Here is a 26,333-nt window from a genome sequence, read left to right on the forward strand (position 1 = left end):
AGTCAGTTACGAGGACTCCACTGCTGGTTGGCGCCGCCGGTGCAGGACCACAGCTGGAGCCTGGTGCCGTTGGCGGTGCCGTTGCCGGCCGCTTCGAGGCACAGTCCGGATTGGACGCCGGTGATGGTGCCGTTGGCATTGATGTTCCATTGCTGGTTGGTTCCACCGTGGCAGTCCCAGATGATGGCGGCGGTGCCGTTGCTCGTGCCGGCGCCGAACGCGTCGAGACACTTGTTGCCGTAGACCCGCAACTCCCTGCCCGCGGTGGCTGTCCACCGCTGGTTGGTGCCGCCGTGACAGTCCCACAGCTGGACCTGGGCGCCGTTGGCGGTGCTGACTCCGTTCACGTCGATGCAACGGTTCGATTGCGCGCCAACAAGCATGGCGTTCTGCGGGCCGGCGCCACCGGCGCGCGCGTAGAGGGCGGCCACGATGTTGGCTTGCACCGCGTTGTCGGTGGCATCCGACGGGTACCCGGAGACCATTGCCCCTTCGTAGAACGTTCCCGCGCTGAGGTTGGCCCCGCCGCCGGGCTTGCAGCAGTCACCGCCGCTTCCCAGCACGATGGCACCCTGCTTGCGCATCGGGTTGTATCCGTTGGGCAGCGCGCCGTCCCATAGGGTGGTCAGGTTGCCGGACTGCGCGTTGGCGCCTTTGAGCGCGAAGCGGGTGGTCCCGTTGTTCTTCAGCATGGCGGTGACGTAGGGGCTGGTGAAGGCGCGCTGGCCGGGGTTCCACGATTGGCTTCCGCCCGAATAGAGCCCGAACTCGAGGTCGGCTTGAACCCACGGGCCGGTCCCGGAGCATCCGCCGAACCAGCATTGCGTGCTGAAGTTGATCGAGTCCATGGCGCCGGCCCCATCGGCGGTTCTCGTGGTTTCGCTGTTGCCGTAGTCGAAGCAGCAGCCGCCGTTGACGTGGGTGCCACTGGTGACCATGTACATCCCCTCGGGCGCGCTGCCGGTGGGGATGCCGGTGAGATGGCCATCGCGCCAGTAGCTGGTGTTGGGATTGATGAACAGCGAATAGGCCTTGCTGCCACCGACCGTCAATGACTCGGTGGTGGCGGTCGCCGGGCGGCTTTGACTTGAACCGGGTACCACACTGGAGCCCTGATACCAGAGATCGTTGCCTCGTCCCGTCTGGTCAAAGACCACGGTGATGACACAGGTGGTGCCGGCGCAGAAGGAGTCTTGGGCGGCCGCGTTGGCGGTGCCGCCGGCGGCGAGCACGCCGATGTTGCGGGTCGTGTTGTCAGACGAGCGGCGCACTTGGTAAAGCGAGCCGTTGTAGGCGCCGAACAGGGCACGCGTGGTGCTGTGCGCCGCAACGCACGGGGTGCCGCCGCTGGCATAGATGTCGCATGGCAGGGTGCCTGCGGCTTGGGCCTGGACACCGGTTAGCAGGCTACCTGCCAGTGTCGCGGTCGTGGCTAACGCAAGCAGTATTCTTCGGGTCAACATGGAGAACCTTCCGAGGGACGGGTCGAAGCGGTTCGACAATGACGCGCATGGGGGGTGGGCCAGCAAGGGTCGGCTGCCGGCCCACCATCGTTCGGGTCAGCTACGGGCGTTCCACTGCTGGTTCGTGCCGCCGTTGCAGTCCCACAGGATGATTCTGGTGCCGTTGGCGGTGGCGGCGCCGTTGGCGTCCGCGCAGCGTCCGGATTGGACGCCGGTGATGGTGCCGTTGGCGTTGAGGTTCCACTGCTGGTTGGCTTGCCCGTTGCAGTCCCAGATGACGACAGCGGTGCCATTGGCGGTGCCTTGATTGTTGGCGTCCAGGCACTTGTTGCCATACACCATCAGCTGCCTGCTCGAGGTGTAGGTCCAGCGCTGGTTCGTTCCGCCGTGGCAGTCCCACAGCTGCAGCTGGGTGCCGTTGGTGGTGCTGGAGCCGGGCACGTCGAGGCATCTTCCTGACTGCACGCCGGCAAGCATCACGTTCTGCTGTCCGCCACCACCGTCGGGTTGGATCCCGGCGGAGGCGATGACCGAACGTGCGCCCGTGGGCCAGTTGCCGTTGCTGACCTGAGTGTTGCCGGATACCGAGTTGTTGTGCCCCGGATCGGTGACGTTGGTGCCACCACCGTCATACCAGTTGTTGGTCAGCGTGAGGTTTCCGGTATTGCTGTTGCAGCAGTAGTTGACGGTGGCCCAGTTGAAGCCGATGTTGGTGGAGTAGACGCTGTTGGTGGCGGTGAAGAAGCGTGAGCCCTCATCAAAGTAGACTCCGAACCACCCGTTCAGCCTCAGACAGTAGTTGTCCCTGATCATCCCGTTCGCGTTGGCCGACAGCGTATAGATGCATCCGCCGTCGGTCATCTGCCGCATGACGTCATGGATGTAGTTGCCGGTGATCTGGTAGTTGGAGGCCGTGGTGGCGGTGCTGTAGCGCGGCTGGTAGTTGTAAAGGCCGCGATTGGCGTAGTCGTTGCTGCCGCCCGCATCGTTGGCGCCCCACCCGTAGCCGACGGTCAACCCCGAATACGGCATGTTGTAGATCTCGTTGTGGGTGATGGTCACATTGGTGACGTACGTGGGCAGGAACGAGGAGACGCCTCGATAGTCCAATCCCATGTCGTGTACCCGGTTGTTGCTGAACGTGAAGTCGCGGTTGGTCATCCGCGAGTCGCTGGGGTGATGCGCGTCGGCCTGCACTCCACCCGCGACGATCGCGCCGGCCGCGCCGGTGGCGAATTCCGAGCGGGTAACCGTGATGCTGCTGGCGCCGAGGCCCACCCCGCTGGCGTGCGCGTTGGCGTCGTTGCCGATGCCCAGCGCGGTCTGTCCGAGGTTGACGAACTGGTCGTAGCTGAAAGTGATGTTGTTCGCGGCCGACACCTGCACCGCGGCCGGCATCTGCCTCCAGTTTGGACGGACAGCCTCGAACTGCGTGCAGCCGGAGGTACAGGTCCCGAACGTGGGCCAGTTCCAGTTGCCGAAAATGTACGAGCCGGTCTGCTGGTCTGCGTAACCCTGGTTGCTGCTGGGCCCCAGCCAGCTGGTGCCGGTGAAGGTGATGCCGGAGAACGAGACGTGATGCACGGGCGCGCCATACGTGCCACCGATTTGGGCCAGCGACTGCAATGCCGGCAGCTCCACGCTCGCGCTGCTCATGTTCTCGCCCGACCGTGGGATGTAGTAGAGGACCCCGGTGCTCGTGTTTAGGTACCACTCGCCGGCCGCGTCGAGGAATTCGTAGGCGTTCTCGATGTAGAGCGGCCCGGCCCGGAACGGGCTCCAGAACGTGTCGTATCCGAAGGTGTTGTTGTTCCACGCGGGCTGCTGCAGAGTCATGAAGTTGCCGCTGATGCTTTGCACTGGAACATACCGGTCGGTGAATGAGCCGATGCTCTGCAGCTCGACGCGGCTCTGGTTGGCCAGAGAGTTCAGGTAGTTCAGGGCGCCATTGGTCCAGCGAAGCCCGCTGCTGTTGGCGGTGAAGTCGCCGCGGTTGAGACTGGTACGGGCTCGGGTGGCGGCGGCGCCGTTCACGTAGAGGTGACGGCTGTCGATCCCGGTGCCGACGGTGGCCCGCCAGATGTTGCGGCCCGAGTCGGCCACTGTCCATCCGGTGACCGCCCGCGCACCGGTGATCACCGGACGTGCTGAGGCGGCCGCTTGCCAGATCACGCGGAAGCCGTTGTTGCCCGAGTCGGCGGAGGTCAATCGCATCGGCGCCGACATTCGGTACGTGCCGCCGGCCAGCTCCACGACTATGTCGCCGGACATCGAGCTATTCATCGTTCTTACCGCGGCTTGTGCTCCGGAAAGCGAACACGGCTGGGCGGCCGTGCAGGTGGAGCCGGTGCCGGTCGGGGAGGCGAAGAGGGTGGTGGTGGCTGCTGAGGCTTCCGGGATCTGGATCATTAGTGCGGCTGCTGTCGCCAACGCCGTGGCGCTTAATCCGGCTAGCCTCCGCAGGGCGGAGGGCGATAGAGACATGGGAGCTCCTCAATGAAAAGGATGCATCGACCGGCGCATTCGAAGGATCCCGGCCTACTCGGAATGCGCGCGAGTGAGTTTGGTGCCAGGGGCAACATAAGTCGTATGATGTATGATGTCAACGTCGAGACGCGCAAATTCGCAAATATACGTGACTATCTAACGCTGCAGCCGGACCGGGTCGCCTGAGGCGCCGCGACGGACCAGCCATGCCTCCGTGATATGCGTGAACATGGCCTCGGCGGCCCCCGCCGGATCATGGGCGGCGATGCGTTCGTAGACCCGGCGATGCCCACGGTTGGACGCCACGCATAGCGAGCGTTCGGTCCGGCCCACGTACCTGGCCGTGTTGATGACCTGGCGTTCAAGGGAGCGCACCACGGCGCGCGCTATGCGGTTGCCTGAGCTCTGCATGATCACGTCGTGGAACTCACGGTCGTGATCGTGGTAGGTCGCCGTGTCGTCGACCAGCTCGTCCATCTTGTCGACCAGCACGCCCAGCCGCTCGACGACTTCCTCGGTCGCGAGCCGGGCCGCCATGTTGGCCATATCTGATTCCAGGAGGCGCCGGGTGACCACGAGGTCGTCGAGCACCGAAAGGCTGTCGTCTTCTGCGATGGTCGCGCCCAGGATCAGCTCGTCGAGCATGTTCCACTTGGTCGGCGCCGTCACGATGGTCCCGGCCCCCTGACGGACCTGAACCAATCCCTTCTCCTGCAACACTTTGACGGCCTCGCGCACGACCGTGCGGCTCACGCCGAACGTGGCGCACAGGGCAGGTTCGGGGGGAAGTGGGCTGCCCGACGGGTGTCGTCCTTGGACGATCCGCTCCACCAGCTCGGCCGCCAGCGCTTGGGTGAGGTTCGCCGGCCGTTGCACCCAGGCCGGTGGCTGCCGGGTGCTCGCGGTCGATCGCGCAGGCAGCGTCATGACGTCCTCCGGTGGCCGACAACCGAACTTGGGGGAAGTGTACCGTCCGGGAGTTGACATCATACATCATACGACTTATGTTTTCGGCTATCTATCTCTGACTGACCGGCCATCGTATGGCCTCTACTTCGAGAGCGAGTAGCCATGAAACAGCGATCAATGTGGCTCGCCGTCCTGGTCGCGGCGCTGGTCATGGCGGGCTGCGGCAGCGCCACGGGGACGGGTTCGAATTCCGGCGACACGAGCGGCAAGCTCGTGGTCTGGGACTGGAAGTCCGGCGACAAGACCGCGGCGAGCTATGTAGAGAAGGCAAAAGCCGACTTCGCCAAAGCACATCCGGGCGTGACGGTGGAGTTCGTCGCGCAGCCGTTCGATCAGTACTACACCCTGCTCGGCGCGGCCATCCAGGCCGGCAAAGGACCCGATGTCATTCTCTTCAACGGGGGTGGCCAGATCCGCGACCGGGTGAGTTCCTTGTTGCCGCTGGACGAATATGTGGCCAAGGACAAGCAGCGGCTTGCCGGGTGGGAAGCCTTCGCCACCGGCGGCAAGACCTACGCCGCCCCCGTGACGCTGCAAGGCCACCCGATCTACTACAACAAGGCACTGTACAAAAAGGCCGGTCTCGATCCGGAGAAGCCGGCGACCACATGGAGCGGCCTGGCCGGTGATTGTGCCGCGATCACGAAGGCGTCCGGCGCCAGTTGCTTCGCGGTGGGCAACAAGGAAGGCGCGGGCATACAGTTCTTCATGTCGGGACTGGGTTCGGGCATTCTCACCCCACCGGAATACGACAACTGGATCGCCGGGAAGCGGGATTGGCAGTCGCCCAATGTCAAGCGCATCTTCCAGCTCTGGAAGGAGGCCAACGACACCGGCCTCAACAACCAGGGGGCCAACTCGACCGCGCTGTTCACCGACGCGTTCACAGTCTTCCAGTCAAGCAAGGCCGCGCACATGATCGGCTTGATGTCGGACATCGGGCACTGGAAGGACTTCAACGAGTTCCTCGGCGCGGACAACGTCGGCGTGATGCCGGCACTCGTGATTACCAGTGGCGCCACGCCGAGCCTTCCCTACGATGGCGGCATCGGCTATGGGGTTGCCAAATGGACCAAGGATCCGGCTCTCGCGGCGGACCTGGTGCGGTCGCTGACTTCGACAGAAGCCTTGCGCGCCTTCTACACCGGCGCTGGCGCTATTGTCTCGGACACCACTGTGGACACTTCGGGAAGCGGTCCGGCCGCGGCAAAAATCGTGTCGCAGCTCAAGACCGGCAAGCCCGCGCTGCACGTCGCGCTCTCCGCCAAGACCCAGGAGCTGATGGGCCGGTTGTCTCAGCAGCTGCTGTCCGGCTCGGTCAGCGTCGACGACACCGTCACCCAATTGGCCGCCGCCGACAAGACGAGCTGACCTCGTGCCGATCGGGGACGCACCGCCGTTGGTCCGCCCTATCGTGGGGCGGGCCAACCGGCCGGCCATCACCAGCCATCGCGGCCGGGCGCGATGGGAGCGGCTGGCGCCCTACCTGCTGATCGCTCCCGCTGTTCTGGTCATCGTGCTGTTCCGGTTGTGGCCGCTGCTGCTCGGCGTGAACTTCTCGTTCACCGGCGACGGCGACCGCAACGGCACGCCGGTGGGCCTCGACAACTACACCGACCTGTGGAACGACCCGGTCTTCCGGATCGCGTTGCGCAATGTCGGCCTGCTGGTGCTGTTGCTTCCGGTCGCGGTCGCGATCCCCGGCCTGCTCGCGACATTTATTTTTTTGCGGGTACCGGGAAATCGGCTCTATCGCACGGTTTACTTCTTCCCCGCGGTGCTCTCCCCGGTGATCATCGGTTCCATTTTCAATCTGCTGCTCGCCTACGACGGTCCCCTCAATGAACTTCTCCAGACCGCCGGGCTGGGCTCGGTGGACTGGCTCGGCGACCCGAAGGTGGCCATATTCACCGTGGTAGGTGTGCACATCTGGGCGACCTTCGGGATGGCGCTGGTGGTTTTCCTGGCCGGCTTCGCCACGCTGGACACCACCTTGCTGGACGCGGCACGCTCGGACGGAGCCTCGCTGCCGCAAGTGATCTGGCACGTGATCGTTCCCGGCCTGTCGCGCACCATCCAGTTCGTGTTCGTCACCACCATGATCGGCATGTTGACCTCGATGTTCGGCCTGCTCTACGTGATGACCAGTGGCGGGCCCGGTGGGTCGACCTACCTGCCGGAGTACTACATCTGGATTCAGCAAGGACAGATGAACCGGCCCGCGTTGGCTTCCGCCGCGTCCACAGTGCTGTTCCTCGTCATGCTCGTGGTGGGCCTGGCCCAGATCGGCCTGCTTCGCAAGGCGGGGAGGGAGGACTGATGCGCGAGCTTCGCGTGACCAAATGGGTCGCCGCCGTGCCGATGATGGCGATCGCGTTGGCGACCATCTACCCGCTGATCTTCACACTCAACGTCGCCCTGAAGACGAGACACGAGTACATTTTGGACAGATTCTCGCTCACCGAATCGTTGCGGTGGGACAACCTCGGCGCGGCGTGGACGAGTGGCGGGATCTCCAGGTACTTCATCAATTCGCTCATCGTGGTGGGCTTTGCCGTCGCGCTGCTCTTGCTGTTCGGCTCGATGGCCGGATTCGCGTTGAGCCATCTGCGGTTTCGCGGCTCGCGCACGCTCTTCTTGGCATGCTTGGCCGCGCTGTTCATCCCGTTCCAGGTGATCATGGTGCCCCTCGCCCGCACCATGGCCGACACCGGTTTGATGGACACCTATCCCGGACTGATTCTCGCCTACGTGGCCCAGTTCCTGCCCTTCACGATCTATCTCATGGCCAGTTACTACAACGGGATACCGGCTGAGATCGTCGACGCGGCCAGGATCGATGGGAACGGCCCGTTCGGGGTGTACCGGCGGATCATGGTGCCGCTGGGGGCGCCCGCGCTGCTGTCGGTCGGCATCCTCGACGCCCTGTTCTGCTGGAACGACGTCCTCATTGCCCTGCTGATGATGCCGTCGGCGCAACATCGGACGCTCATGATCGGTGTCACCTCGCTGCGTGGGCAGTACTCCTCAGACATCCCCACTTTCTCCGCGGGAGTGCTGATCGCCGCGGTGCCGGTCTTGGCGGTCTATCTGTTCTTCCAGCGGCAGATCGCCGAGGCCGTCACCGCCGGTTCGATGAAAGGCTGAGTATGCGAATCATTGGGTATCGTGCCTTGACCACCGTGCAGGAATGGGGCCGGCCCGTTGGCGATGCCAATGGCGTTTACCCCAAAGGAGTCGTCACCATTCCCCTCGTGGTGGTGGACACCGACGAGGGCATCTCGGGTGTCGGGATAGGACCGCATGTGGAGCTGGACTCCATCTTCGCGGCCATCGACGGCCAGGACCCGCGCGGTGTCACCGCGCTCTACGATCGCATGCTGCGGCAGACCTTCAAAGCCGGGCACGCCGGAGTCGTCTTCGGCGCCATCGGCGCGATCGACACGGCCCTGTGGGATATCAAGGCGAAGGCGCTCGGGCAGCCGCTGTGGCGGCTACTCGGCGGGCTCGACCGGCGAGTGACCGCCTACGCCTCCGGTCTGGACATCGCGCTGACCGATGACGAGCTGGCGGTGGCGTACCAGGCGTATGCCGAGCGGGGCCTGCGCGCGGCCAAACTCAAAGGCGGGCTCGACGTCGAACGAGACCGACAACGGCTCACCTTGGTGCGAGACGTGCTTACCTTGGCGGGCAACGACATCAGGCCCGGCCTGATGCTCGACGCCAACGAGGCCTGGAGCCGCAAGCAGGCCGTCCGCCACGTCTGCGAGCTGGAGCAGACCCTGGATCTGATCTGGGTCGAGGAACCCGTGCGGCGCTGGGACGCCGAGGGACTGGCCATGGTCGGGCGGGGGATCCGCGCGTCGGTGGCAACCGGGGAGAACCTCACCGGGCTGGAGCAATTCCGCCCGCTGCTGGCCGCCGGAGCGGTCGACATCGTGCAGACCGCGGCAGTCTGGGGGGTGACCCACTTCCTCCGGGTCGCCGCCCTGGCCCATGCCCATGACCTTCCGGTGAGCCCGATCGGAAACATGCCGATCGGGTTGTTGCACGCAGCCACGTCGGTGCCCAACCATCTTGCGAGCGAGCTGCAAGACCTGTCTCCGCCGGTCGGGCTGTCCCTCGACCTGTCCATTGAGGACGGTGGGTTCACGCTGGGCGACTCACCCGGAGTGGGAATTCAGGTCGACGAAGACACGATTGCCGCGTGCCGTCTGCCAGCCGACATCTCGGCATCCGGCAGTCCCAATATCCGGCCGGAGCATGCTGGCCGGCGTCTGCTGGCCGCGACCAACCATGTGGCCCAAACCGGTGCCGCGAAGGCATATTGAGCCGCAGGGGTTCAGCGAGTCGCGCGACCGGCTCGGGTGCCGTCTTGCCTTGGCGTGGCAGCGCTGCGCGCTGGGGGTGGTGCTCCGCCTGGTTTCTGGGCCAGCAGAGCCCGGAACTCGGCCTCGGCGTCGGCCGCGACGGCGTCGTGCACGCGGCGGTAGGTTTCATAGCTGCGGCTGGCCGGCCACTTCGGGTCCATGAACTCGCGCGGCAGCCGGGGATCTACTCGCAGCAGCGCCAGCCAGTCGGCCACCAGCATCGCGCGCAGACTCAACGCGGTGCCCGCGTTCAGAGAGGGCGAGCGGGTCCAGGTCTTGATGAAGCTGAGATGCTCACCGCGGATCGCCTCGATGTCCCAGGCGGCTTTGACACTCTCCGCGACGGGGTAGCCGGGAAGCTCCCGAGCGTGGAAGGCGAGGACGGCGTTGGGTGGAAGCTCCTCGCGCAAGGGTTGCAGGGCCGAGGCGAGGTCGACTTCGCCGGGCGCGAGCCAGAGCCCGTCGCGCAGAGGGGCAAACCCCGCCCAGGTCAGGGTGGATCGAAGATGATGCCGCAGGGTCCGTTGCTCCTCGGGAACCGAAAAGGTCACCAGCGTCCAGCCGCTGCCCACCGGGTCGAAGGGATGGGAGCTGCGCACGCGTCCGGCGGCTTCTCTGAGCACCGCGGTGCCGTGCTCGGTGAGCGCGAAAAGGATCTCCCGCCCGCTGCGGCTGCGTTCGAGGAAGCCGGAGGTGACGAGGCGGTCGAGGGTGGCGCGGGTCGCGGGGGCCGCTATGCCGGCCCCTTCAAGCACGTTGAGCAGGACACTCGCCCGGATCGGGCCGGGGTCGTCGTCGAGGACGTGTTCGCCCAGGAACGCGAAGAGAAGCTGCCTGGGCTGACGACTCCGCACTGTCCTGTCCCTCCCTGCCGACTGCGTGATCAACGTGCTTTGGCCCGCTGGATGTGACCGTACACATGGGTGCGCAGCTCGGTGAAGCGTGGCAGGGCCCGCGTCGTGATCTGATCACGGTCATCCGGGAGATCGATCTTCAGGCTCTCCTCCACGCGCGTCGGGGACTTGGACAGGACCAGGACGCGTTCGCCCAGGTACACCGATTCATCGATGTCGTGGGTGACGAACAGAATCGACACACCTCGGCTGCGGTGTAGGTCGCGAACCAGATCTTCCAGATCGGCACGGGTTTGAGCATCGACGGCGGCGAACGGTTCATCCATGATCAGTATCTCGGGCTCGTAGGCGATGGCGCGAGCGATCGCCACCCGCTGCTGCATCCCCCCGGAAAGCTGCCAGGGGTGGCTCTTTGCGGCGTGGGCCAGGCCGACCGCCTCCAGCGACTCATCGATGAGCCGATCGCGCCGCGCGCGGGGGAGCTTCTTGTGCCGCAGCGGAAGCTCCACATTGGATCGAACGGTCAGCCACGGGTAGAGGCTGCGGCCGTACTCCTGGAATACCAATGCCATCGAGGGGGTCGGTCCGGTCACCCGCACGCCGTCCATCTCGACCACGCCATCGCTGGGACGTAGCAGACCCGCGATGCACTTGAGCAGTGTGGTCTTGCCGCAGCCGGAGGGTCCCACGATGCAGACCAGCTCGCCTGCGCCCATGGTGAAGCTGAGGTCCCCGATGGCTTCGACGTCGCCCCTGGGCGATTCATAGACCTTGCGCAGGTGGTCCACCCGCAACATGGTGGTCCGCTCAGCCACGCTCGACCTCCAGCATTCCGTGGTACCAACGAAGGATGCGACGTTCGGCGAAACCGAAGATCGCCGCGAGGAGGACGCCGGTGAGGCCCAGCAACACGATGCCGCTCCAGCTTTCGGCGATGAGGAAGTTGCGCTGGAAGTAGACGATCCGGTAGCCCAGACCCGACGACGAGGCGAACATCTCCGAGATCACCATCAGGATCAGCGCTACCGACAGGCCCGTTCGCACGCCGGTCATGATGCGCGGGCTGGCGGCCGGCAAAACGAGGTACCACAGGCGTTGCCACCGGGTGATCCGGAACGCGTCGGCGGTTTCGGTCATGATGCTGTCGGTGGCCCGTACCCCATCAATGGTGTTCAAAAGGATCGGCCACACCGCCCCGGAGACGATGACCGCAATCTTCATGGTGTCGGTGATGCCTAACAGCAACATGACGATGGGGATCAGGGCGGGAGGTGGGATGGCGCGGAAGAACTCCAGCACCGGCTCGGTGAGCTCGCGCAGCCACGGCAACAGACCGATCACCGTGCCAGCGGCGACGCCGGCGACAATGGACACGACGATTCCGATGCCGAGCCGGTAGAGACTTGGCAATACCTCGTGGGCGAAGGCGGGGCCGATCCAGTTGTCGGCGAACGCGCGGCCGACGGTCACCGGGTCTGGGTAGAACTTCTCGGCGCCGACCGCCTCGTCGGGCTTCTTGGCCAGCGCGTTCCAGGCGACCAGGATCAGCACCGGCAGTCCGGCCGCGAAAAGCAGGTTGGCAACGATGGTCTTGATCCGGGCGGCGGCGCTCACAGGATCTCCTCCCCGCGGATGGACTGGTGCCAGTGCAACACTCGGCGTTCGATGCGACGGAAGACGGCGTTGATGGTGACGCCGAGCAGGCCCGCGACGACGACGAAGGCGTAGAGACCGGCTGCGTCTCCAGGTGTTGAGCGAGACAGCATGATCAGTGTTCCCAGCCCGGGGTTGCCGATCACCATTTCGGCGGTGATGGCGAGGATGAGCGCGACAGATGCGGCCAGGCGCAGACCCGTCATCACGTAGGGCAGGGCGGTGGGCAGGACCAGTTTCGTCAGCCGTTCGGTCATCGTGAGGCCGAAACTGCGGGCGGTGTCACGGGCGACGGCATCGACATCGGCGACGCCGTAGAGAACCTGGACGAACATCTGCCAGAACGACGCATAGACAGTAATGATCAGTGCTGCCTCGATGCTGATGCCTTGGATGATGACGGCGACAGGCACGATGGCCACCGACGGGATGGGCCGCAGGAACTCGACCGTGGTGTGGGTGGCGCGCCGCAGGAAGGGGACCAGGCCGATGACCGCGCCCAGGGCAAGCGCCGCCAGCGAAGCGATGGTCAGGCCGATCGCCCATGCCTGCATCGTGAGGCCCAGCCGACGCCAGAACGCCAGGTCCACCAGCTCTTGCGTGAGCCGTGCCGCGACATCGGTGGGGTAGGGCAGGTACTCCCGGTCGATCAGACCCAGCATCGGGATCAGTTGCCAGACGGCCAGGAAACCGAGCAGTCCGGCGGCGCCCAGCAACGGCTTGCGGGCGCGGCGCAACAAGGGGACGGACCGTAAGGACATGCCGGGTGTGCCCTCACCCAAACCGTGGAAGGAGGGCACACCCGATGACTGGTTACTTCTGCTGGACAAGACGGTCGAGGTTCGGCGACTTGGGGAGCACCTTGTACTTGACGGCGAGGTCGACCAGTTTCTGCAGGCTCGCCTTGTCGACCTGCCAGCCGTAGTTCGGCAGGCGCAGGGAGTCGGCAACCGCCGGCGGGAGTGAGGTCAGGCCGGCCTTGAGCGCCTGGCGCAGCGCCGCATTGTTCGCTGCCTCCTTCGCCCACGCGAGGGTCTCCTTCATCGCCGCGGCGAAGTCGTTGACCACTGCCGGTTTCTCCGTGAGCAGCTTGGTGGTGGTGAAGGTGGTCAGCGTGGTGAGGCCCGCGATGGTGTTCTGGTAGGGCGCCACCACGAAGGTGTCTCCACGTCCCTTGAGCTGTGACACGAAGGGCTCGGGAACCCAACCGGCATCGATGTTTCCAGCCTGGAGCTGGGCCGGCACGTCGGGGAACGCGACCTCGACGAACTTGACGGTGCTGGGGTCGCCGCCGTCCTTGGCCACGGACTCCATGATGGTGACATCCCCTGCTGCCCCAAGGCTGTTGACGGAAACCTTGCGGCCGGCCAGATCCCGTGGGCGGGTGATGCCTGATGCTTTCGAAGCTACGACCGCGTTGATGTCGTCGCCGGTGGCGTAAGACGAGGCATAGTTACCGATGATGACCACGCCGAGATCCTGAAGGTCCGCCCGGAACGGGCCGAACGGCTGCCCGATCGCGAAGTCGAGATCACCTTTGGTGAGGGCGGGAATGGCGAGCGCGCCACCCTGCGCGGGCAGCACCTCCACCTCCAGGCCATGGCGCGTGAAAATGCCCTGCGAGATGCCGGCCCAGAGCGCGGCCGTCTCGGCGATGGGCAGGGCCGCGACGCGAACGTGGCGCAGGCCCGCGCTGGTCGGGGCGGTGTTCGTCGGCGCATCGGAGTCGGTGCATCCACTCAGGCTGATCGCCACGGTGGCGATCAGCGATAGAGCAAGAACCTTCTTCATAGGAGGCCCTTCCAAGGGACGGGGTGCGGGACGGGCAGTGGGCGCCCGGGCCGCGGAATCGCTGGTCCACTGCGCGGGGACGCCCGTATGTTCGCTCATCGTGGGCCAGGGCACACTCAAAGTCAATATTTCTATAACGCTCGTCTTGGTTCAGTTGAAAGATGACGGTCGACTGGATGCCATGTAACATCCGTCCATGTTGGATGAGGTGGTTGCCCTTCCCGCTTCGCTGATCCTGGAACGCAGCGGCGAGGCGGCCGTCCTGATGCTCAACCGCCCCGAGAAACGCAACGCCCTGGACGATGCCACGATCGTCGCCATTGGCGAGTTCTTCGCCCGGCCGCCGTCGTGGGCCAGAGCCGTCGTGCTTGCCGCCGTGGGGCCACACTTCTCGGCCGGACTGGACCTCGGCGAGCTGACCGAACGCGACGCGGTCGACGGGTTCTTTCACTCGCGGATGTGGCACGAGGCCTTCGCGCGCATCGAGTCGGGAACGCTGCCGGTCATTGCCGTGCTTACGGGCGCGGTCGTCGGTGGGGGCCTCGAGCTCGCCGCCGCGGCGCACCTGCGCGTTGCCGAGGAATCGGCGTTCTTCGCCCTGCCCGAGGGGCAGCGGGGGCTTTTCGTCGGCGGCGGCGCTTCGGTGCGGGTACCCCGGCTGGTCGGGGCGCACCGGATGACCGACATGATGCTGACCGGCCGGGTGCTGACCGCGGACGAAGGCGCGGTGGCCGGGCTGGTCAACTATCGGGTGGCCAATGGCGAAGGGCTGGCGAAGGCGCTCGAGCTGGCCACCTCCATCGCCGGCAACTCCGCGATCACCAACTACGCGGTAATCCATGCCCTGCCCCGGATCGTGCAGGCCGCTCCGGAGACCGGGCTGCTGCTGGAATCATTGATGGCCGCGGTCGCGCAGAGCAGTCAGGAAGCCAAGGAACGGATGAACGCGTTCCTCAACGGCCACGGGCGCAAGGTCGGTGAATGAGCGTGAACGATCAATTGCGGCCCGAGCTTCTCTACCAGCTGGCCCCCGAGCGGGTCGCGCGCACCCGCGTCAGAGACTTCCAGCGTTGGCTCGCGACGGAACGAAGGCTGGACCTGCCCTCCTATGCCGACCTGCACGCGTGGTCAGTGTCGCATTTGGACATTTTCTAGGAGGCGGTCTGGCAATATTTCGCGATCCAGGCCCCCACACCGTACGAGAAGGTGCTGGGGGAGCGGACGATGCCGGGCACCCGCTGGTTCCCCGGCGCCACCCTCAACTACGCCCAGCACTGCTTCGGCACGTCCGAAGACGCGGACACCGTCGCCGTCGTCGCCTACTCGCAGACCCGCTCTCCCGTGCAGCTGACCTTCGCCGAACTCGCCGAGCAGGTGCGCCGCGTCCGTGAAGGGCTGCGCGGGCTGGGCGTGAAAAGCGGCGATCGGGTGGTCGGTTACCTGCCCAACTGTCCCGAGGCGCTGATAGCTTTCCTTGCCACGGCCAGCCTGGGCGCCATCTGGGCCAGCTGCGCGCCCGAGTTCGGCCCGCACAGCGTCGTGGACAGGTTCGCCCAGATCGAACCGAGCGTGATGTTCGCTGTGGCGGGATACACCTACGGCGACAAGCAAATCGACCGGCGCGGCGAGGTCGCCGAGATCGGCGCCCAAATCCCCTCCCTTCGGCACATCGTGCATGTGCCCTACGGTCCGCACAACCTGCCCGCAGCCGTCGCCTGGGACGACCTGACAGCCCCGACACCTGAGCCGCTGGAGTTCGTGCCGGTGCCGTTCGACCACCCGCTCTACGTCCTGTTCTCGTCCGGGACCACCGGCCGGGCCAAGGCGATCGTGCACGGGCACGGCGGCATTCTGCTGGAGCACCTGAAGAATCTGGCCCTGCATTGGGATCTCGGGCCGGGCGACCGGTTGCTCTGGTTCACCACGACCGCCTGGATGATGTGGAACTCTCTGGTCTCGGCGCTGCTGGTGCGGGCCTCACTCGTGATGATCGACGGAAACCCGCTCTACCCCGATCTATTGCAGCAGTGGCGTTTGGCGGAGCAGACCGGGGCCACGCTCATGGGTGCCAGCCCGAGTTTCCTGATGGCGTGCCGCAAGGCCGAGCTGCGCCCGGCGCAACAATTCGATCTTTCCCGGCTCCGGCAGATCGGCGTAGCGGGAAGCCCGTTCCCGGCAGAGGGCTACCGCTGGGTGGCCGAACAATTCGGGGAAGCGGTGCTGTTGAACGTGGGCAGCGGCGGCACGGACGTCTGCACCGGCCTGGTTCAGGCCTCACCGCTGCTGCCCGTCTGGGTGGGGGAGATGTCAGGACCGAGCCTCGGGGTGGACATCAAAGCGTTCGACGAGCACGGCCGCGTTGTGGTGGGCGAGCTGGGTGAGCTGGTCATCACCTCGCCGATGCCGTCCATGCCGGTCGGCCTCTGGGGCGACGCCGACGGTAGCCGGCTGCGGGAGTCCTACTTCTCCCAATATCCGGGTGCCTTCCGGTTCGGGGACTGGTGCCGCTTCTCGGCCGCCGGGACGTGTGTCATCACGGGCCGTTCTGATGCCACCCTCAACCGGGGCGGGGTGCGCTTGGGCACCGCGGAGTTCTACCGTGTGCTGCAAGACGTTGCCGAGGTGGCGGACAGCGTCGTGGTACACCTTGAAGACCCTTCTGGTGGACCCGGCGAACTTCTCCTCTTCGTGGTGCCTCAGCCGGGCGTCACCGTCGATGACGCGCTGCGCCATAAGCTTTCCACCCAGATTCGCACCGCGTTGTCGCCGCGCCACGTGCCCGACCGCATTGTCGGGGTGCAGGCGATCCCCTACTCGCGCACCGGTAAGAAGCTGGAGGTGCCCGTGAAGAGGATTCTGAGTGGCGCCGATCCTGACGCGGTGGCCTCCCCGGGCGCTCTGGTAGATCCCGGTGCGCTCGACGCGTTTGTCGACTACTACCGGCTGCAGGCCAAGGCATGAGCGCCAACTCCAACGTCGATGCGTTGCCGACACCGCGTCGCGTCACCGTCATCGGCACCGGCGTCATAGGCTCCGGCTGGGCCGCGTTGTTCCTGGCCCGCGGGCTGGATGTGGTGGCCTTCGACCCGGCCCCTGACGCGCCGGCGCGGCTTCGCCAAGCCGTCGATGACGCTTGGCCGTCGCTGACCAGGCTCGGGCTGGCCGATACCGCCGACCGCTCCCGCCTTCGTTTCGCGACCGGCATCGCCGACGCCGTGCGTACGGCGCATTTCGTGCAGGAGAGCGGTCCGGAGGATGCGGCGCTCAAACAGGAGCTCGTCGCGCAACTCGACGCGGCAACGCCGGCATACGTGCCGATTGTGAGCAGTTCCTCGGGGTTGACGCCGTCGCAGATCCAGCAGGGGTGCACCGTGGCACCGCAGCGGGTGCTCGTGGGACACCCCTTCCATCCGGCCTATCTGGTGCCGCTGGTCGAAGTGGTGCCAAGTCCCCGTACCGATCCGGCGGTGACCGAAAGGTGCATGGAGTTCTATTCATGGCTCGGCAAGCGTCCCGTTCACGTTCGCCAAGAAGTCCCAGGGCATTTGGCCAACCGCCTCCAGGCCGCACTCTGGCGCGAGGCCTACTCTCTGGTGGAGCGAGGCGTAGCCTCGGTGGCCGACATCGACACGGCGATCGCGCATGGCCCGGGTCTGCGCTGGGCGCTGCTGGGTCCGCTTGTCAGCCAACACCTCGCCGGCGGCGCCGGCGGAATGGCGCACACGTTGGCGCATCTCGGCCCACCGGCGCAAGCGTGGATGGACGACCTCGGCCAGCCGCGCCTGACGCCGCAACTGACCCGGCTGCTCATCGGCGGGGTGGATGACGAGCTGCACGGAGTCGACCAGTCGCGCATGGTCGCCGAGCGCGACGAAATGCTCGTTCTGCTGCTGCAGCACAAGGCGCGCCACACCGCCCTGCCCTGAGAACCAGCCGACCCGAGAGGGGCGCAATGACCGCTTCCTATGTCTGCCGCATCGACCCGAACGCCATCGTGGCGCTGGACATGCACGTGCACATCGAAGCCGACAGCCATGGCCACTTCTCTCTGGACCAGCCGCTGATGGAGGCGTCGGCCGCCTATTTCAAGGCGGGCAGCGACCGCGCCCCAACGTTGGACCGGGTCGCCGCCTACTACCGTGAGCGCGAAATGGCCGCGGTGGTCTTTACCGTGGACGCCGGGACCGCACGGGGCCACCCGCCCCTGTCAAGCGCCGAGATCGCGCAGGGCGCGGCCGCCCACGCCGATGTGCTGATCCCGTTCGGCTCTGTGGATCCGCTTCGTGGGGCCGACGCCGTCGATCAGGCTCGGCGGCTCGTCGAAGATTTCGGTGTACGCGGCTTCAAGTTCCATCCGAGCCTGCAGGCGTTCTCGCCCAACGACCGCGAGCACTACCCGCTCTGGCAGACACTCTCTGAGTTGGGCGTGGTGGCGCTGTTCCACACCGGACAGACGGGTATAGGCGCCGGAATGCCAGGCGGCTACGGCATCAAGCTGCGCTACTCCGACCCGATGCTGCTCGACGATGTCGCCGCCGATTTCCCCGACCTCACCATGATCCTTGCTCATCCCTCAGTGCCGTGGGTCGACAGCTCGCTTTCGATCGCCACTCACAAGGCGAACGTCTACCTGGACCTGTCGGGCTGGTCGCCGAAATACTTCCCGCCACAGCTGGTAAGGCAGGCCGGTACTCTGCTGCGGCACAAGGTTCTCTTCGGATCGGACTTTCCCCTTCTCACACCAGACCGATGGCTGGCCGACTTCGCCGATCTCGACGTCAAAGACGAGGCGCGTCCCCTCATCCTCAAAGAGAACGCGCTGCGCCTGCTCGGCCTCAGGTGAAAGCCGAGGCGTCCCTGCCAAGAAACCTGATGGCAGGGACGCCCGGTTCGTGGTTCAGGCGATGCTGCACGCCGTCCCGTTGAGGGTGAATGCGTTGGGCCTGCCGGTGTTGCCGGTGTGATTGGCCTGGAAGCCGAAGCTCACCGAGGCGTTGCGGGCGATCGTGGCGTTGAAGGACACGTTGCGTGCGGTTACCGCACCACTATTGGGCGAGATAGTCGCGTTCCATGCGCCGGTGATGGTCTGTCCACTGGGGAGAGTGAAGGCCAGCGCCCAGCCGTTGATGGCGGCCGTGCCGGTGTTGGTGATGGTGACCTGTGCGGTGAGCCCGGTGTTCCACGGGTTCACGGTGTAGCCGATGCGGCATCCAGGCGGGACCGGCGTCGACGGTGACGGGCTCGGGCTCGGGCTGGGGGAGGGCGACGGGCTCGCGCTGGGCGAAGGCGACGGGCCGGCGCGGTCGAGGCCGAAGAACTGGATCGCGGCAAGGGCCATGCCGCTCATGGGCAGGCTGTGTCCTGCGCCTTGGATGCTGTAGGCCTCGACCTGAACGGTGCCCCCGCTGGCGTAGCGCCGGCGGTTCCAGCTGGGCTGTGGCGTGTCGGTCGACGTCGGTGTCTGGCTGAGCCCGAACACGTTGGTCCACTGTTCGATGGTCTCTTGCAACAGCTGGAAGGGTACGAGGGTGTCGTTGGTGCCGTGCCACAGCTGCACCCGCGGGCGGGCGCCGGTGTAGCCGGGGAACGCCTGGCGCACGGCGTCACCCCACTGCTGCGGCGTGCGGTCCATCTGCCCGTTGACGCACCGGCTGTTGGTGGGCGGGAAGTCGGCCGCGTTGGCGAAGCAGGTGAACGGCACCCCCATGAAGGCCGCCCCGGCCTTGTACAGGTCGGGGTAGAGGGCGAGCAGCGCGTTGGTCTCCATGCCACCTGACGAGCTGCCGGTGGCGAAGATGCGCTGCCGGTCGCCGTTGTAGCGCTGCAGCGCGTAGTTGACCATCGAGGCGATGGACACGGGATCGCTGCCGCCGCCGCGGCGTTTGGACGCGTCGGACCACACGTCGAAGCAGTTGCCGAAACCTGCCTGCTGGGTGGCGGTCGGGTAGATGACGATGAAGCCGTACTGATCGGCCAGCGAAGCGAACTGGCTGCCGGAGAAGAAACCGGGGCCAGATCCGCCGCAGCCGTGCATGGCTACGAGGATCGCTGGGTTGGCCGGATGCACATCCGGGACATAAATGTGCATCCGGGCACCGCCGGGGTTGTCCCCGAAGTTGGTCACCTCGACCAAGGTGGCGGCGGAAGCGGGTGACGGCAGGACGATGCCGCCGAGGGCGAGGAGCATGGCGCCGGCTAACGCTGCCGACGCGGTCCTGATTCTGTTCATCGCACGTTCCTCCATCGATGAATGTCAGTCAGTCGCTAGCCGCACACATTAGACGTATAGATGACGATCGTCAACACAACGCAGAACGTCGATGCGGCTATCGCGGAGGACGCGCAGAAGCTTCTCAGGGCTATTGCTTGGTAGCGCAGTAGCGCAGGTATTCCCAGTCCATTGCTCCGCCGCCGAGGTCATGACGGCGGCCGAGATCGGCTAGAGCCTCGTCAAGTTCTTGCGTCTTGCCGGGATCGCCGGCGATGTTTCGGTACACGGCAATCGTGGGGCCGTAATTCTGTTTGAAGTAGTCGCGGAACATCTCAGCGTTCGAGAAGTGTCCGATGCGGACGGTCTTGACTTGCGCCTTGACGTTGGCAACCCGATCGCCGAACAGCGAGGCGACGTGATCGGGGTCGCCCCACAACGGCGGCGGCTGGGCCCCGGGCGGCGGTGGCGCGGCGAAGGGCTTCATGGCGGCGAACATCTGCCCGATGAACCCTTGCGGCGTCCAGTTGATCAGGCCAATCGTGCCGCCGGACTTCGTGACCCGCACCAATTCATCGGCCCCGCGCTGGTGGAAGGGGGCAAACATGACCCCGACGCACGACATGACCACGTCGAAGGAACTGTCCGTAAAGGACAGTGCTTCCGCGTCTTCGACCCGCCACTCCAGTTTCAGGCCTTGCTCTTGCGCGAGCTTCTCGCCCACGTCGAGCAGCTCCGGCGTGAGATCGCTGGCGGTGACCTGGGCACCGGCCTGGGCGGCCGCGATCGCCGCGTTACCGGAGCCGGCGGCCACGTCGAGCACCTGTTGACCCTCGCGGACGCCACACGCCGCGACGAGATCCTGGCCAAGCGGAGCGATCAGGTCACTGGCCACCGCCGCATAGTTGCCCATGGCCCACATAGCGCGGTGTTTTGTCTTGATTACAGCATCTTCCCCCATGTCTTCAACACTAGAAGATCGGATTTGTCGGCTGGGTACAGAATCGGTATCCGCCCCGACCGGCCAAGACGTAACGTAGTTCCGGTGGTGCCCCGCCACCGGCGTATCGTGGGCGGGTGCGATTGGTGATCATGGCCGACACCCATGTGCCGGCTCGGGCGCGCGACCTACCGGAGCAGCTGTGGGCTGCGGTGGATGCCGCGGATGTGGTTGTTCATGCCGGTGACTGGGTTGATGTGGGCACCCTGGACGCGCTGTCGCGCCGGTCGCAGCGTCTCATTGCCGTGTACGGCAACAACGATGGGGCGGCACTGCGGGCACGCCTGCCCGAGATCGATTATGCCGATCTCGAAGGTGTGCGCATCGCCGTGGTGCACGAGACGGGCCCAGCTGCCGGCCGCGAAAGCCGGTGCCAAGCGCTATTCCCCGACAGCGATGTGCTTTTCTTCGGCCATTCCCATATCCCTTGGGATACCACCACACCTAACGGCTTGCGGTTGCTCAACCCGGGCTCGCCCACCGACCGCCGCCGCCAGCCCCACGCCACATACCTCACCGCGAGGATCGTGCAGGGTCACCTCGACGAGGTGACCCTGCACGCGCTGACCCGTTAGCCGCGGCTAGGAGCAGGTTGCGTTGTTGAGGCGGAAGCCCGAAGCCGGGCCGTTGGTGCCGCTGTAGGTGGCCTGGAAGCCGAAGCTTGCCGTGCCGTTGGTGGCGATCGGGCCGTTCCAGCCGCCGTCGCGAGCGGTTACCTGGCTGCCCGATTGGGTTACCCCGGCGTTCCACGCGCCGGTGATCTGCTGGTTGCCCGGGAATCCGAACAGCAGCGTCCAGGTCGTGATCGCCGGACCGCGATTGGTGATGGTCACCGTGGCGGTGAAGCCGTTCTGCCACTGGCTGTCCACCCGATAGGCCACCGAACACCCGCCGGTGGGCACCGAGGGTGAAGGTGACGGTGACGCCGACGGCGAGGTCGATGGCGAGATCGATGGCGACGGCGAAGGCGATGGGGAACGGGTGGGTGACGACGTCGGTGATGGCGAAGAGGTTGGGCCGATTCCGTTGAGCGCTAGCTGATAGGCCAGCTCGGGAACAAATGTCCCAGCCGCGGCGGCGCAGCCGTCGGCCTCGCCGGGGGGCTTGCCCCAGACGAAAGCGTCCACGGTGGCTTCGCCGGTGTTGGTGGTCGCCGCGACCCCGGTGCCCCGGCCGGCCGGATCGCACCACTCGCTGCCCAGCGGCCCGCGCCCGTTGCGGCTCACGTCAATGACCTGGTGCAGCGACGAGTTGCCGAGGGCGTTGAGCACGTTGCGGCCAAAGTTGATCTCTTCTGAGGTCAACCGGAAGTTGGACATGTTCGAATAGAACCCGGCCGAGCTGGCCACGCCGGCTGCCGATAGCCGCGAGGCGGTTTCGGAGGCGCTGTTCCAAGCCGAGTGTCCCGCGTCCAGATAGACCTTCACATTGGGGTTCACGGTGCGCATGGCGCGCACGGCTGAACTGATCGATGCGTTGCGGGTGGACTTCTCCGCTGCCGACAAACATGTTTGAAGCGCGAGCGAGTCGGGCTCCAGGAGCACCACGGCGGTCCGGTTGCCCAGGCCGTTGGCGAAGCTCTGCGCCCACGTGTTGTAGGCCGGGTAGGTGGGGGCGCCGCCTGCGCTGGCGCCGCCGCAGTCGCGGTTGGGCACCATGTAGGGGATGAGAACCGGGATCAGGTTCGCCGCGTTGGCGGCGTTAACGTAGGCGGTGACTTCGGATTGGATGGTGTTCGGGTTGTAGGACGCGAACCACCGCCCCTGCGGCTGGCTTCCGATCCGCGCCGCGATGGTCGGGGCTCGGGAATCGCCGGGGTTGGCGGCCAGCCATTGCTTGACCTTTGAGTTGGGATCGGCATAGAAGCTGCCGGAGAGCGTTCCCGCGCTGGCGGGGCTGCCGATGAGCAGCCAGCCGGCCAGGCCGGTCGCCAAGATCGTCATGACCGCGACCAGAAGGCGTTTTGACACAAGGACTCCTTGAGACGTCTAAAAGGGACGTCGCAGGTGCCCAGCTCCCGAGGTGATTCTAGCCCAGCTGCGCGGAAACCTCGGCATGCCCAATCCCGCTACGCGGATCAGTGTGCGGCCGACCCGGCGTCGGCGTGGGGTGACCTGCATTAACGGCTGGCTAGCGGATCGGTCGGCGCCATTTACGGTCCGTGCTAGGAAGCCTGCCCGCAACCGTGCGACCAACTCGCAAGGCCCGCCATAACACTTTGCGGATAGACATGTCGAAAGAAGAGTCTTCAAAGAAAATGGCTCGGCAAAGTGTTATCCGAATCGGCGGTAAGAGTCGCGCAAACCTTTGGCGGGCTTAAGGAAAGTCGCATTGACTGAGCCTGTTTTCTTGGCTAGCTTGATGGTGACCAAAGTTGTTAGCGCTCACATTGGTCGCAGGACAATACCCGCGCGGCTTTTCCAAGGGCAGGATGCTGCGCTCACATGATGCTGCGTGGTTGATGGCCGGGAGCCGACCGCAGCCGCTCACCCGGGCAACGCCGACACGTGACACGCATTCATGCCTTTGGTCGAGCCAACAAGGGCAGGCGAATGTTCGGGCGGTGGGGTGAGACCGCGGGGCTGCCGTTTCGTCCGCCGAGCGTCACGGCGGCCCCGCGTTGCTGCCTCGAAAACTCTGCTGCTTCAACATTGGAGGAAGGATGTCAGACCTGTCACGAAGGAAGGTGCTGAAAGCGGGAGCTGCTGGTGCTGGAGCGCTGTTGTTGCCGACACCATGGACAGCGGCCGCCCGAGCTGGTTCCGTCGCGCCTGCGCAAGTGCTTGCTATCAATGACTTTGCTTTGTGGTACGACGAGAGCGCCGGCACCGATTGGCTGCGCGCACTGCCGATCGGCAACGGCCGGCTGGGCGCCATGGTGTTCGGTAACGTTGATACGGAGCGGTTGCAGCTCAACGAGGACACCGTCTGGGCGGGTGGGCCCTACGACGCCAGCAACACGCGCGGCGCGGGGGCGCTGGCGGAGATCCGGCGGCTGGTGTTCGCCAATCAGTGGAGTCAGGCACAGAGCCTGGTCGACCAGAACATGCTCGGTAGGCCCGGGGGACAGCTGGCCTATCAGACCGTCGGCAACCTGCGGCTCACTTTTCCCAGCGGCGCAGGGGTTTCGGAATACTTGCGTCATCTCGACCTGACCAATGCCACCACAGCGGTCTCGTACCTGCAAAACGGGGTGCGGCATCAGCGCGAGGTGTTCGCCAGCGCGCCCGACCAGGTGATCGCCATCCGGCTGACCGCCGACCGGTCCGGCTCCATCACCTTCTCCGCACGGTTCGACAGTCCACAACGGACAACCGTGTCGAGTCCGGACAGCGCGACGGTGGCCATCGACGGTCTCTCCGGCGACATGGAGGGCTTGACCGGCCGGGTGAGGTTCCTGGCGCTGGCTCGGGCCATCGTCGAAGGTGGCACGCTCAGCAGCTCCGGTGGCACGCTTCAGGTCAGCAACGCCAGCGCCGTGACGGTGCTCATCTCCATCGGATCCAGCTATGTCAACTATTCAAATGTTGGCGGCGACTACCAGGGCATCGCCCGGCAGCACCTCAATGCCGCGGCCGGAATCGCCTATGCCACCTTGCGGAGCAGGCACGTCGCCGACTACCAGCGGCTGTTCGGGCGGGTAAGCATAGATCTCGGCCGCACCGCCGCGGCCGACCAGCCGACCGATGTCCGGATCGCCCAGCACAACTCAGTCAGCGATCCTCAGTTCTCCGCGCTGCTCTTCCAGTACGGCCGATACCTGCTGATCTCGTCATCGCGGCCCGGCAGCCAGCCGGCCAATCTACAGGGCATCTGGAACGACTCGCTGGCCCCGCAGTGGGACTCGAAGTACACCATCAACGCGAATCTGCCGATGAACTACTGGCACACCGACACCACCAATCTGGCGGAGTGCCACGAGCCGTTGCTGCGGATGATTAACGACCTCACAGTCACCGGTGCGCGAACCGCGCAGGTGCAGTACGGTGCGGGCGGCTGGGTGACGCACCACAACACCGACGGGTGGCGGGCCAGCTCGGTGGTCGACGGGGCGTTTTGGGGCATGTGGCAAACCGGTGGCGCCTGGCTGGCCAGCACGATCTGGGACCACTATCTGTTCACCGGCGACATAAACCAGCTGCGCCAGTACTATCCGGCTCTGAAAGGGGCCGCACAGTTCTTCCTCGACACGCTGGTGCAGGAGCCGGCCCTCGGCTACCTGGTCACCAACCCGTCGAACTCGCCGGAACTGGCCCATCACTCGGGCGTCAGCGTGTGCGCCGGGCCCACCATGGACAACCAGATCCTGCGGGACCTGTTCAACGGGTGCGCCCAGGCGAGCCAGGTGCTCGGCGTCGACGCCGACTTCCGGACCCGCGTGCTCGCCACGCGCGACCGGCTGCCCCCGATGAAGGTGGGTTCCCGTGGCAACGTCATGGAGTGGCTCTACGACTGGGTCGAGCCGGAGACCAACCACCGGCACGTCTCCCACCTCTACGGCCTTCACCCCAGCAACCAGATCACCAAACGCGGCACCCCCACGCTGTACAACGCCGCGCGGCGGACCCTCGAACTACGCGGTGACGACGGGACCGGGTGGTCGCTCGCCTGGAAGATCAACTACTGGGCGCGGATGGAGGAAGGCGCGCGGGCGCATGACCTGATCCGCCTCCTCGCGACCACCGCCCGGCTCGCGCCGAACATGTTCGACCTGCACCCGCCATTCCAGATCGATGGCAACTTCGGCGCCACCTCCGGCATCGCCGAGATGCTGTTGCACAGTCACGCCGGCGAGCTGCACCTGTTGCCCGCGCTGCCGCCCGCCTGGCCCACCGGCCGGGTCACCGGGCTGCGGGCTAGGGGCGGCTACACGGTCACCGTGGCGTGGAGCGCTTCGGGTCAGGAGTTCCTCATCACGCCCGATCGCGACGGCACGGTCAAGTTGCGTGCCAGGATATTCGCCACCACCTTCACCGTGCTCGACACCACCGACGGCACAACGCCGAGCGTGGTGCGGCTTGAGACCGATGCCGTCCAGCTCAGCGTCCGCGCGGGTCACGTCTATCGCGTGCAGGGCTCGGGTAGCTCTGTTCCCACCGGTTACGTGCGGATCGTCAACGTCACCACCGGTCTGGTCCTCGACAGCGGCGGGAGTGTCGCCTCCGGGTCCAACGTGAAGCAGTGGACTTCGGGCAGCAGCACCAACCTGCAGTGGCAACTGGTCGACGTGGGTGGCGGGTTCTACCGGATCGTCAACCGTACCAACGCGATGGTCGCCGACAGCTGGGGCAACACGGCCAACGGCGCGCCCTGCCGGCAGGCGGCGTGGAACGGCGGCAACAACCAGCAATGGCGGCTCACCAGCGTCGGCAACGGCCGGTACCAGATCGTCAACCGTGGCACCAACACCGCCCTGGACGGCATGGGCCTCACCGCGGTCGGCTCCACCGTGGGCCTGTGGACTCCGAACAGCAACACCAACAATCACTGGACCTTGGCCACTGTCTAAAGAAGACACCGCAGACTCCACTAGGGAGA

General features: G+C 65.7%; 20 protein-coding genes and 1 pseudogene. 10 read left to right on the plus strand and 11 right to left on the minus strand.

Annotation, left to right across the window (positions count from 1 at the left end; genetic code table 11):
- Nucleotides 1–2 precede the first annotated feature (2 nt).
- The 3 genes from Rhe02_RS05570 to Rhe02_RS05580 form a co-directional block, all read right to left on the minus strand.
- Nucleotides 3–1,463 (minus strand): arabinofuranosidase catalytic domain-containing protein, encoded by a 1,461-nt coding sequence (locus Rhe02_RS05570; protein WP_203906977.1) that lies wholly within the window; start codon nt 1,461–1,463, stop codon nt 3–5.
- 96 nt (nt 1,464–1,559) lie between these two features.
- Nucleotides 1,560–3,947 carry an RICIN domain-containing protein gene (locus tag Rhe02_RS05575; protein ID WP_203906978.1) on the minus strand — a complete coding sequence of 796 codons (2,388 nt, stop codon included), beginning with the start codon at nt 3,945–3,947 and terminating at the stop codon, nt 1,560–1,562.
- 159 nt (nt 3,948–4,106) lie between these two features.
- The gene (locus tag Rhe02_RS05580) at nt 4,107–4,877 is read right to left on the minus strand and encodes a FadR/GntR family transcriptional regulator (protein ID WP_203906979.1); all 771 of its coding nucleotides are present in this window, start codon (nt 4,875–4,877) and stop codon (nt 4,107–4,109) included.
- Between the two features lie 144 nt (nt 4,878–5,021).
- Between Rhe02_RS05580 and Rhe02_RS05585 the strand changes: the two genes are divergently transcribed.
- From Rhe02_RS05585 to Rhe02_RS05600, 4 genes are read left to right on the plus strand one after another with little or no spacing between them, the layout of a single operon-like run.
- The gene (locus Rhe02_RS05585; protein WP_203906980.1) at nt 5,022–6,290 is read left to right on the plus strand and encodes an ABC transporter substrate-binding protein; all 1,269 of its coding nucleotides are present in this window, start codon (nt 5,022–5,024) and stop codon (nt 6,288–6,290) included.
- Nucleotides 6,291–6,294: 4 nt separating this feature from the next.
- Entirely contained in the window at nt 6,295–7,239 is a 945-nt protein-coding gene (locus Rhe02_RS05590; protein ID WP_203906981.1) for a carbohydrate ABC transporter permease, read from the plus strand.
- Nucleotides 7,239–8,066: a carbohydrate ABC transporter permease gene (locus Rhe02_RS05595; protein ID WP_203906982.1), complete on the plus strand. Its 828-nt coding sequence runs from the start codon at nt 7,239–7,241 to the stop codon at nt 8,064–8,066. The genes Rhe02_RS05590 and Rhe02_RS05595 overlap by 1 nt, the downstream gene beginning before the upstream one ends.
- Nucleotides 8,067–8,068: 2 nt before the next feature.
- The gene (locus tag Rhe02_RS05600) at nt 8,069–9,250 is read left to right on the plus strand and encodes a mandelate racemase/muconate lactonizing enzyme family protein (protein ID WP_203906983.1); all 1,182 of its coding nucleotides are present in this window, start codon (nt 8,069–8,071) and stop codon (nt 9,248–9,250) included.
- A gap of 11 nt (nt 9,251–9,261) precedes the next feature.
- Here the strand turns inward: Rhe02_RS05600 and Rhe02_RS05605 are convergent, their stop codons facing one another.
- Genes Rhe02_RS05605 through Rhe02_RS05625 form a run of 5 tightly spaced genes read right to left on the minus strand, consistent with a single transcriptional unit; the run spans nt 9,262 to nt 13,587 of the window.
- Entirely contained in the window at nt 9,262–10,143 is an 882-nt protein-coding gene (locus tag Rhe02_RS05605; protein ID WP_203906984.1) for a PaaX family transcriptional regulator, read from the minus strand.
- 29 nt (nt 10,144–10,172) lie between these two features.
- Nucleotides 10,173–10,958 (minus strand): ABC transporter ATP-binding protein, encoded by a 786-nt coding sequence (locus Rhe02_RS05610; protein ID WP_239123417.1) that lies wholly within the window; start codon nt 10,956–10,958, stop codon nt 10,173–10,175.
- A complete protein-coding gene (locus Rhe02_RS05615; protein ID WP_239123419.1) occupies nt 10,951–11,757 on the minus strand; it encodes an ABC transporter permease in 807 nt (268 codons plus the stop codon). Before Rhe02_RS05615 ends, Rhe02_RS05610 begins: the two co-directional genes overlap by 8 nt.
- Nucleotides 11,754–12,557 (minus strand): ABC transporter permease, encoded by an 804-nt coding sequence (locus Rhe02_RS05620; protein ID WP_203906985.1) that lies wholly within the window; start codon nt 12,555–12,557, stop codon nt 11,754–11,756. The genes Rhe02_RS05615 and Rhe02_RS05620 overlap by 4 nt, the downstream gene beginning before the upstream one ends.
- 52 nt (nt 12,558–12,609) lie before the next feature.
- On the minus strand, nt 12,610–13,587 hold the full coding sequence (locus Rhe02_RS05625) for an ABC transporter substrate-binding protein (protein WP_203906986.1): 978 nt from the start codon (nt 13,585–13,587) through the stop codon (nt 12,610–12,612).
- Between the two features lie 196 nt (nt 13,588–13,783).
- Between Rhe02_RS05625 and Rhe02_RS05630 the strand changes: the two genes are divergently transcribed.
- The 4 genes and pseudogenes from Rhe02_RS05630 to Rhe02_RS05645 all read left to right on the plus strand — a co-directional run bounded on the left by Rhe02_RS05630 (nt 13,784) and on the right by Rhe02_RS05645 (nt 18,430).
- On the plus strand, nt 13,784–14,572 hold the full coding sequence (locus Rhe02_RS05630; protein ID WP_203906987.1) for a crotonase/enoyl-CoA hydratase family protein: 789 nt from the start codon (nt 13,784–13,786) through the stop codon (nt 14,570–14,572).
- Nucleotides 14,569–16,548: pseudogene (locus tag Rhe02_RS05635) on the plus strand (acetoacetate--CoA ligase). The gene Rhe02_RS05630 and the pseudogene Rhe02_RS05635 overlap by 4 nt, the downstream one beginning before the upstream one ends.
- Entirely contained in the window at nt 16,545–17,513 is a 969-nt protein-coding gene (locus Rhe02_RS05640) for a 3-hydroxyacyl-CoA dehydrogenase NAD-binding domain-containing protein (RefSeq protein ID WP_203906988.1), read from the plus strand. Before Rhe02_RS05635 ends, Rhe02_RS05640 begins: the two are co-directional and overlap by 4 nt.
- Nucleotides 17,514–17,539: 26 nt before the next feature.
- The gene (locus Rhe02_RS05645; RefSeq protein ID WP_203906989.1) at nt 17,540–18,430 is read left to right on the plus strand and encodes an amidohydrolase family protein; all 891 of its coding nucleotides are present in this window, start codon (nt 17,540–17,542) and stop codon (nt 18,428–18,430) included.
- Nucleotides 18,431–18,484: 54 nt separating this feature from the next.
- Here Rhe02_RS05645 and Rhe02_RS05650 read toward each other — a convergent pair whose 3' ends face one another.
- Both Rhe02_RS05650 and Rhe02_RS05655 read right to left on the minus strand, forming a co-directional pair.
- The gene (locus Rhe02_RS05650; RefSeq protein ID WP_203906990.1) at nt 18,485–19,816 is read right to left on the minus strand and encodes an extracellular catalytic domain type 1 short-chain-length polyhydroxyalkanoate depolymerase; all 1,332 of its coding nucleotides are present in this window, start codon (nt 19,814–19,816) and stop codon (nt 18,485–18,487) included.
- A gap of 130 nt (nt 19,817–19,946) precedes the next feature.
- Nucleotides 19,947–20,756, minus strand: coding sequence for a class I SAM-dependent methyltransferase (locus tag Rhe02_RS05655; RefSeq protein ID WP_203906991.1), 810 nt, complete (start codon nt 20,754–20,756; stop codon nt 19,947–19,949).
- A 116-nt stretch (nt 20,757–20,872) separates the two neighbouring features.
- On the opposite strand from Rhe02_RS05655, the gene Rhe02_RS05660 reads away from it, so the two are divergent.
- A complete protein-coding gene (locus tag Rhe02_RS05660) occupies nt 20,873–21,370 on the plus strand; it encodes a metallophosphoesterase family protein (RefSeq protein WP_203906992.1) in 498 nt (165 codons plus the stop codon).
- Between the two features lie 6 nt (nt 21,371–21,376).
- Here Rhe02_RS05660 and Rhe02_RS05665 read toward each other — a convergent pair whose 3' ends face one another.
- Nucleotides 21,377–22,765, minus strand: coding sequence for a glycoside hydrolase family 6 protein (locus Rhe02_RS05665; RefSeq protein WP_203906993.1), 1,389 nt, complete (start codon nt 22,763–22,765; stop codon nt 21,377–21,379).
- Between the two features lie 809 nt (nt 22,766–23,574).
- Here Rhe02_RS05665 and Rhe02_RS05670 point away from each other — a divergent pair.
- Nucleotides 23,575–26,304, plus strand: coding sequence for a glycosyl hydrolase family 95 catalytic domain-containing protein (locus tag Rhe02_RS05670; RefSeq protein WP_373320595.1), 2,730 nt, complete (start codon nt 23,575–23,577; stop codon nt 26,302–26,304).
- Nucleotides 26,305–26,333: the final 29 nt, after the last annotated feature.

It is taken from the genome of Rhizocola hellebori, from assembly GCF_016862955.1.
Taxonomy (GTDB): Bacteria; Actinomycetota; Actinomycetes; order Mycobacteriales; family Micromonosporaceae; genus Rhizocola; species Rhizocola hellebori.

Bases quoted from the DNA above. Each gene is read 5' to 3' on its own strand.
- Rhe02_RS05570 (WP_203906977.1), bottom strand. From the start codon at position 1,463: ATGTTGACCCGAAGAATACTGCTTGCGTTAGCCACGACCGCGACACTG.
- Rhe02_RS05575 (WP_203906978.1), bottom strand. From the start codon at position 3,947: ATGTCTCTATCGCCCTCCGCCCTGCGGAGGCTAGCCGGATTAAGCGCC.
- Rhe02_RS05580 (WP_203906979.1), bottom strand. From the start codon at position 4,877: ATGACGCTGCCTGCGCGATCGACCGCGAGCACCCGGCAGCCACCGGCC.
- Rhe02_RS05585 (WP_203906980.1), top strand. From the start codon at position 5,022: ATGAAACAGCGATCAATGTGGCTCGCCGTCCTGGTCGCGGCGCTGGTC.
- Rhe02_RS05595 (WP_203906982.1), top strand. From the start codon at position 7,239: ATGCGCGAGCTTCGCGTGACCAAATGGGTCGCCGCCGTGCCGATGATG.
- Rhe02_RS05600 (WP_203906983.1), top strand. From the start codon at position 8,069: ATGCGAATCATTGGGTATCGTGCCTTGACCACCGTGCAGGAATGGGGC.
- Rhe02_RS05620 (WP_203906985.1), bottom strand. From the start codon at position 12,557: ATGTCCTTACGGTCCGTCCCCTTGTTGCGCCGCGCCCGCAAGCCGTTG.
- Rhe02_RS05625 (WP_203906986.1), bottom strand. From the start codon at position 13,587: ATGAAGAAGGTTCTTGCTCTATCGCTGATCGCCACCGTGGCGATCAGC.
- Rhe02_RS05630 (WP_203906987.1), top strand. From the start codon at position 13,784: ATGTTGGATGAGGTGGTTGCCCTTCCCGCTTCGCTGATCCTGGAACGC.
- Rhe02_RS05640 (WP_203906988.1), top strand. From the start codon at position 16,545: ATGAGCGCCAACTCCAACGTCGATGCGTTGCCGACACCGCGTCGCGTC.
- Rhe02_RS05645 (WP_203906989.1), top strand. From the start codon at position 17,540: ATGACCGCTTCCTATGTCTGCCGCATCGACCCGAACGCCATCGTGGCG.
- Rhe02_RS05650 (WP_203906990.1), bottom strand. From the start codon at position 19,816: ATGAACAGAATCAGGACCGCGTCGGCAGCGTTAGCCGGCGCCATGCTC.
- Rhe02_RS05655 (WP_203906991.1), bottom strand. From the start codon at position 20,756: ATGGGGGAAGATGCTGTAATCAAGACAAAACACCGCGCTATGTGGGCC.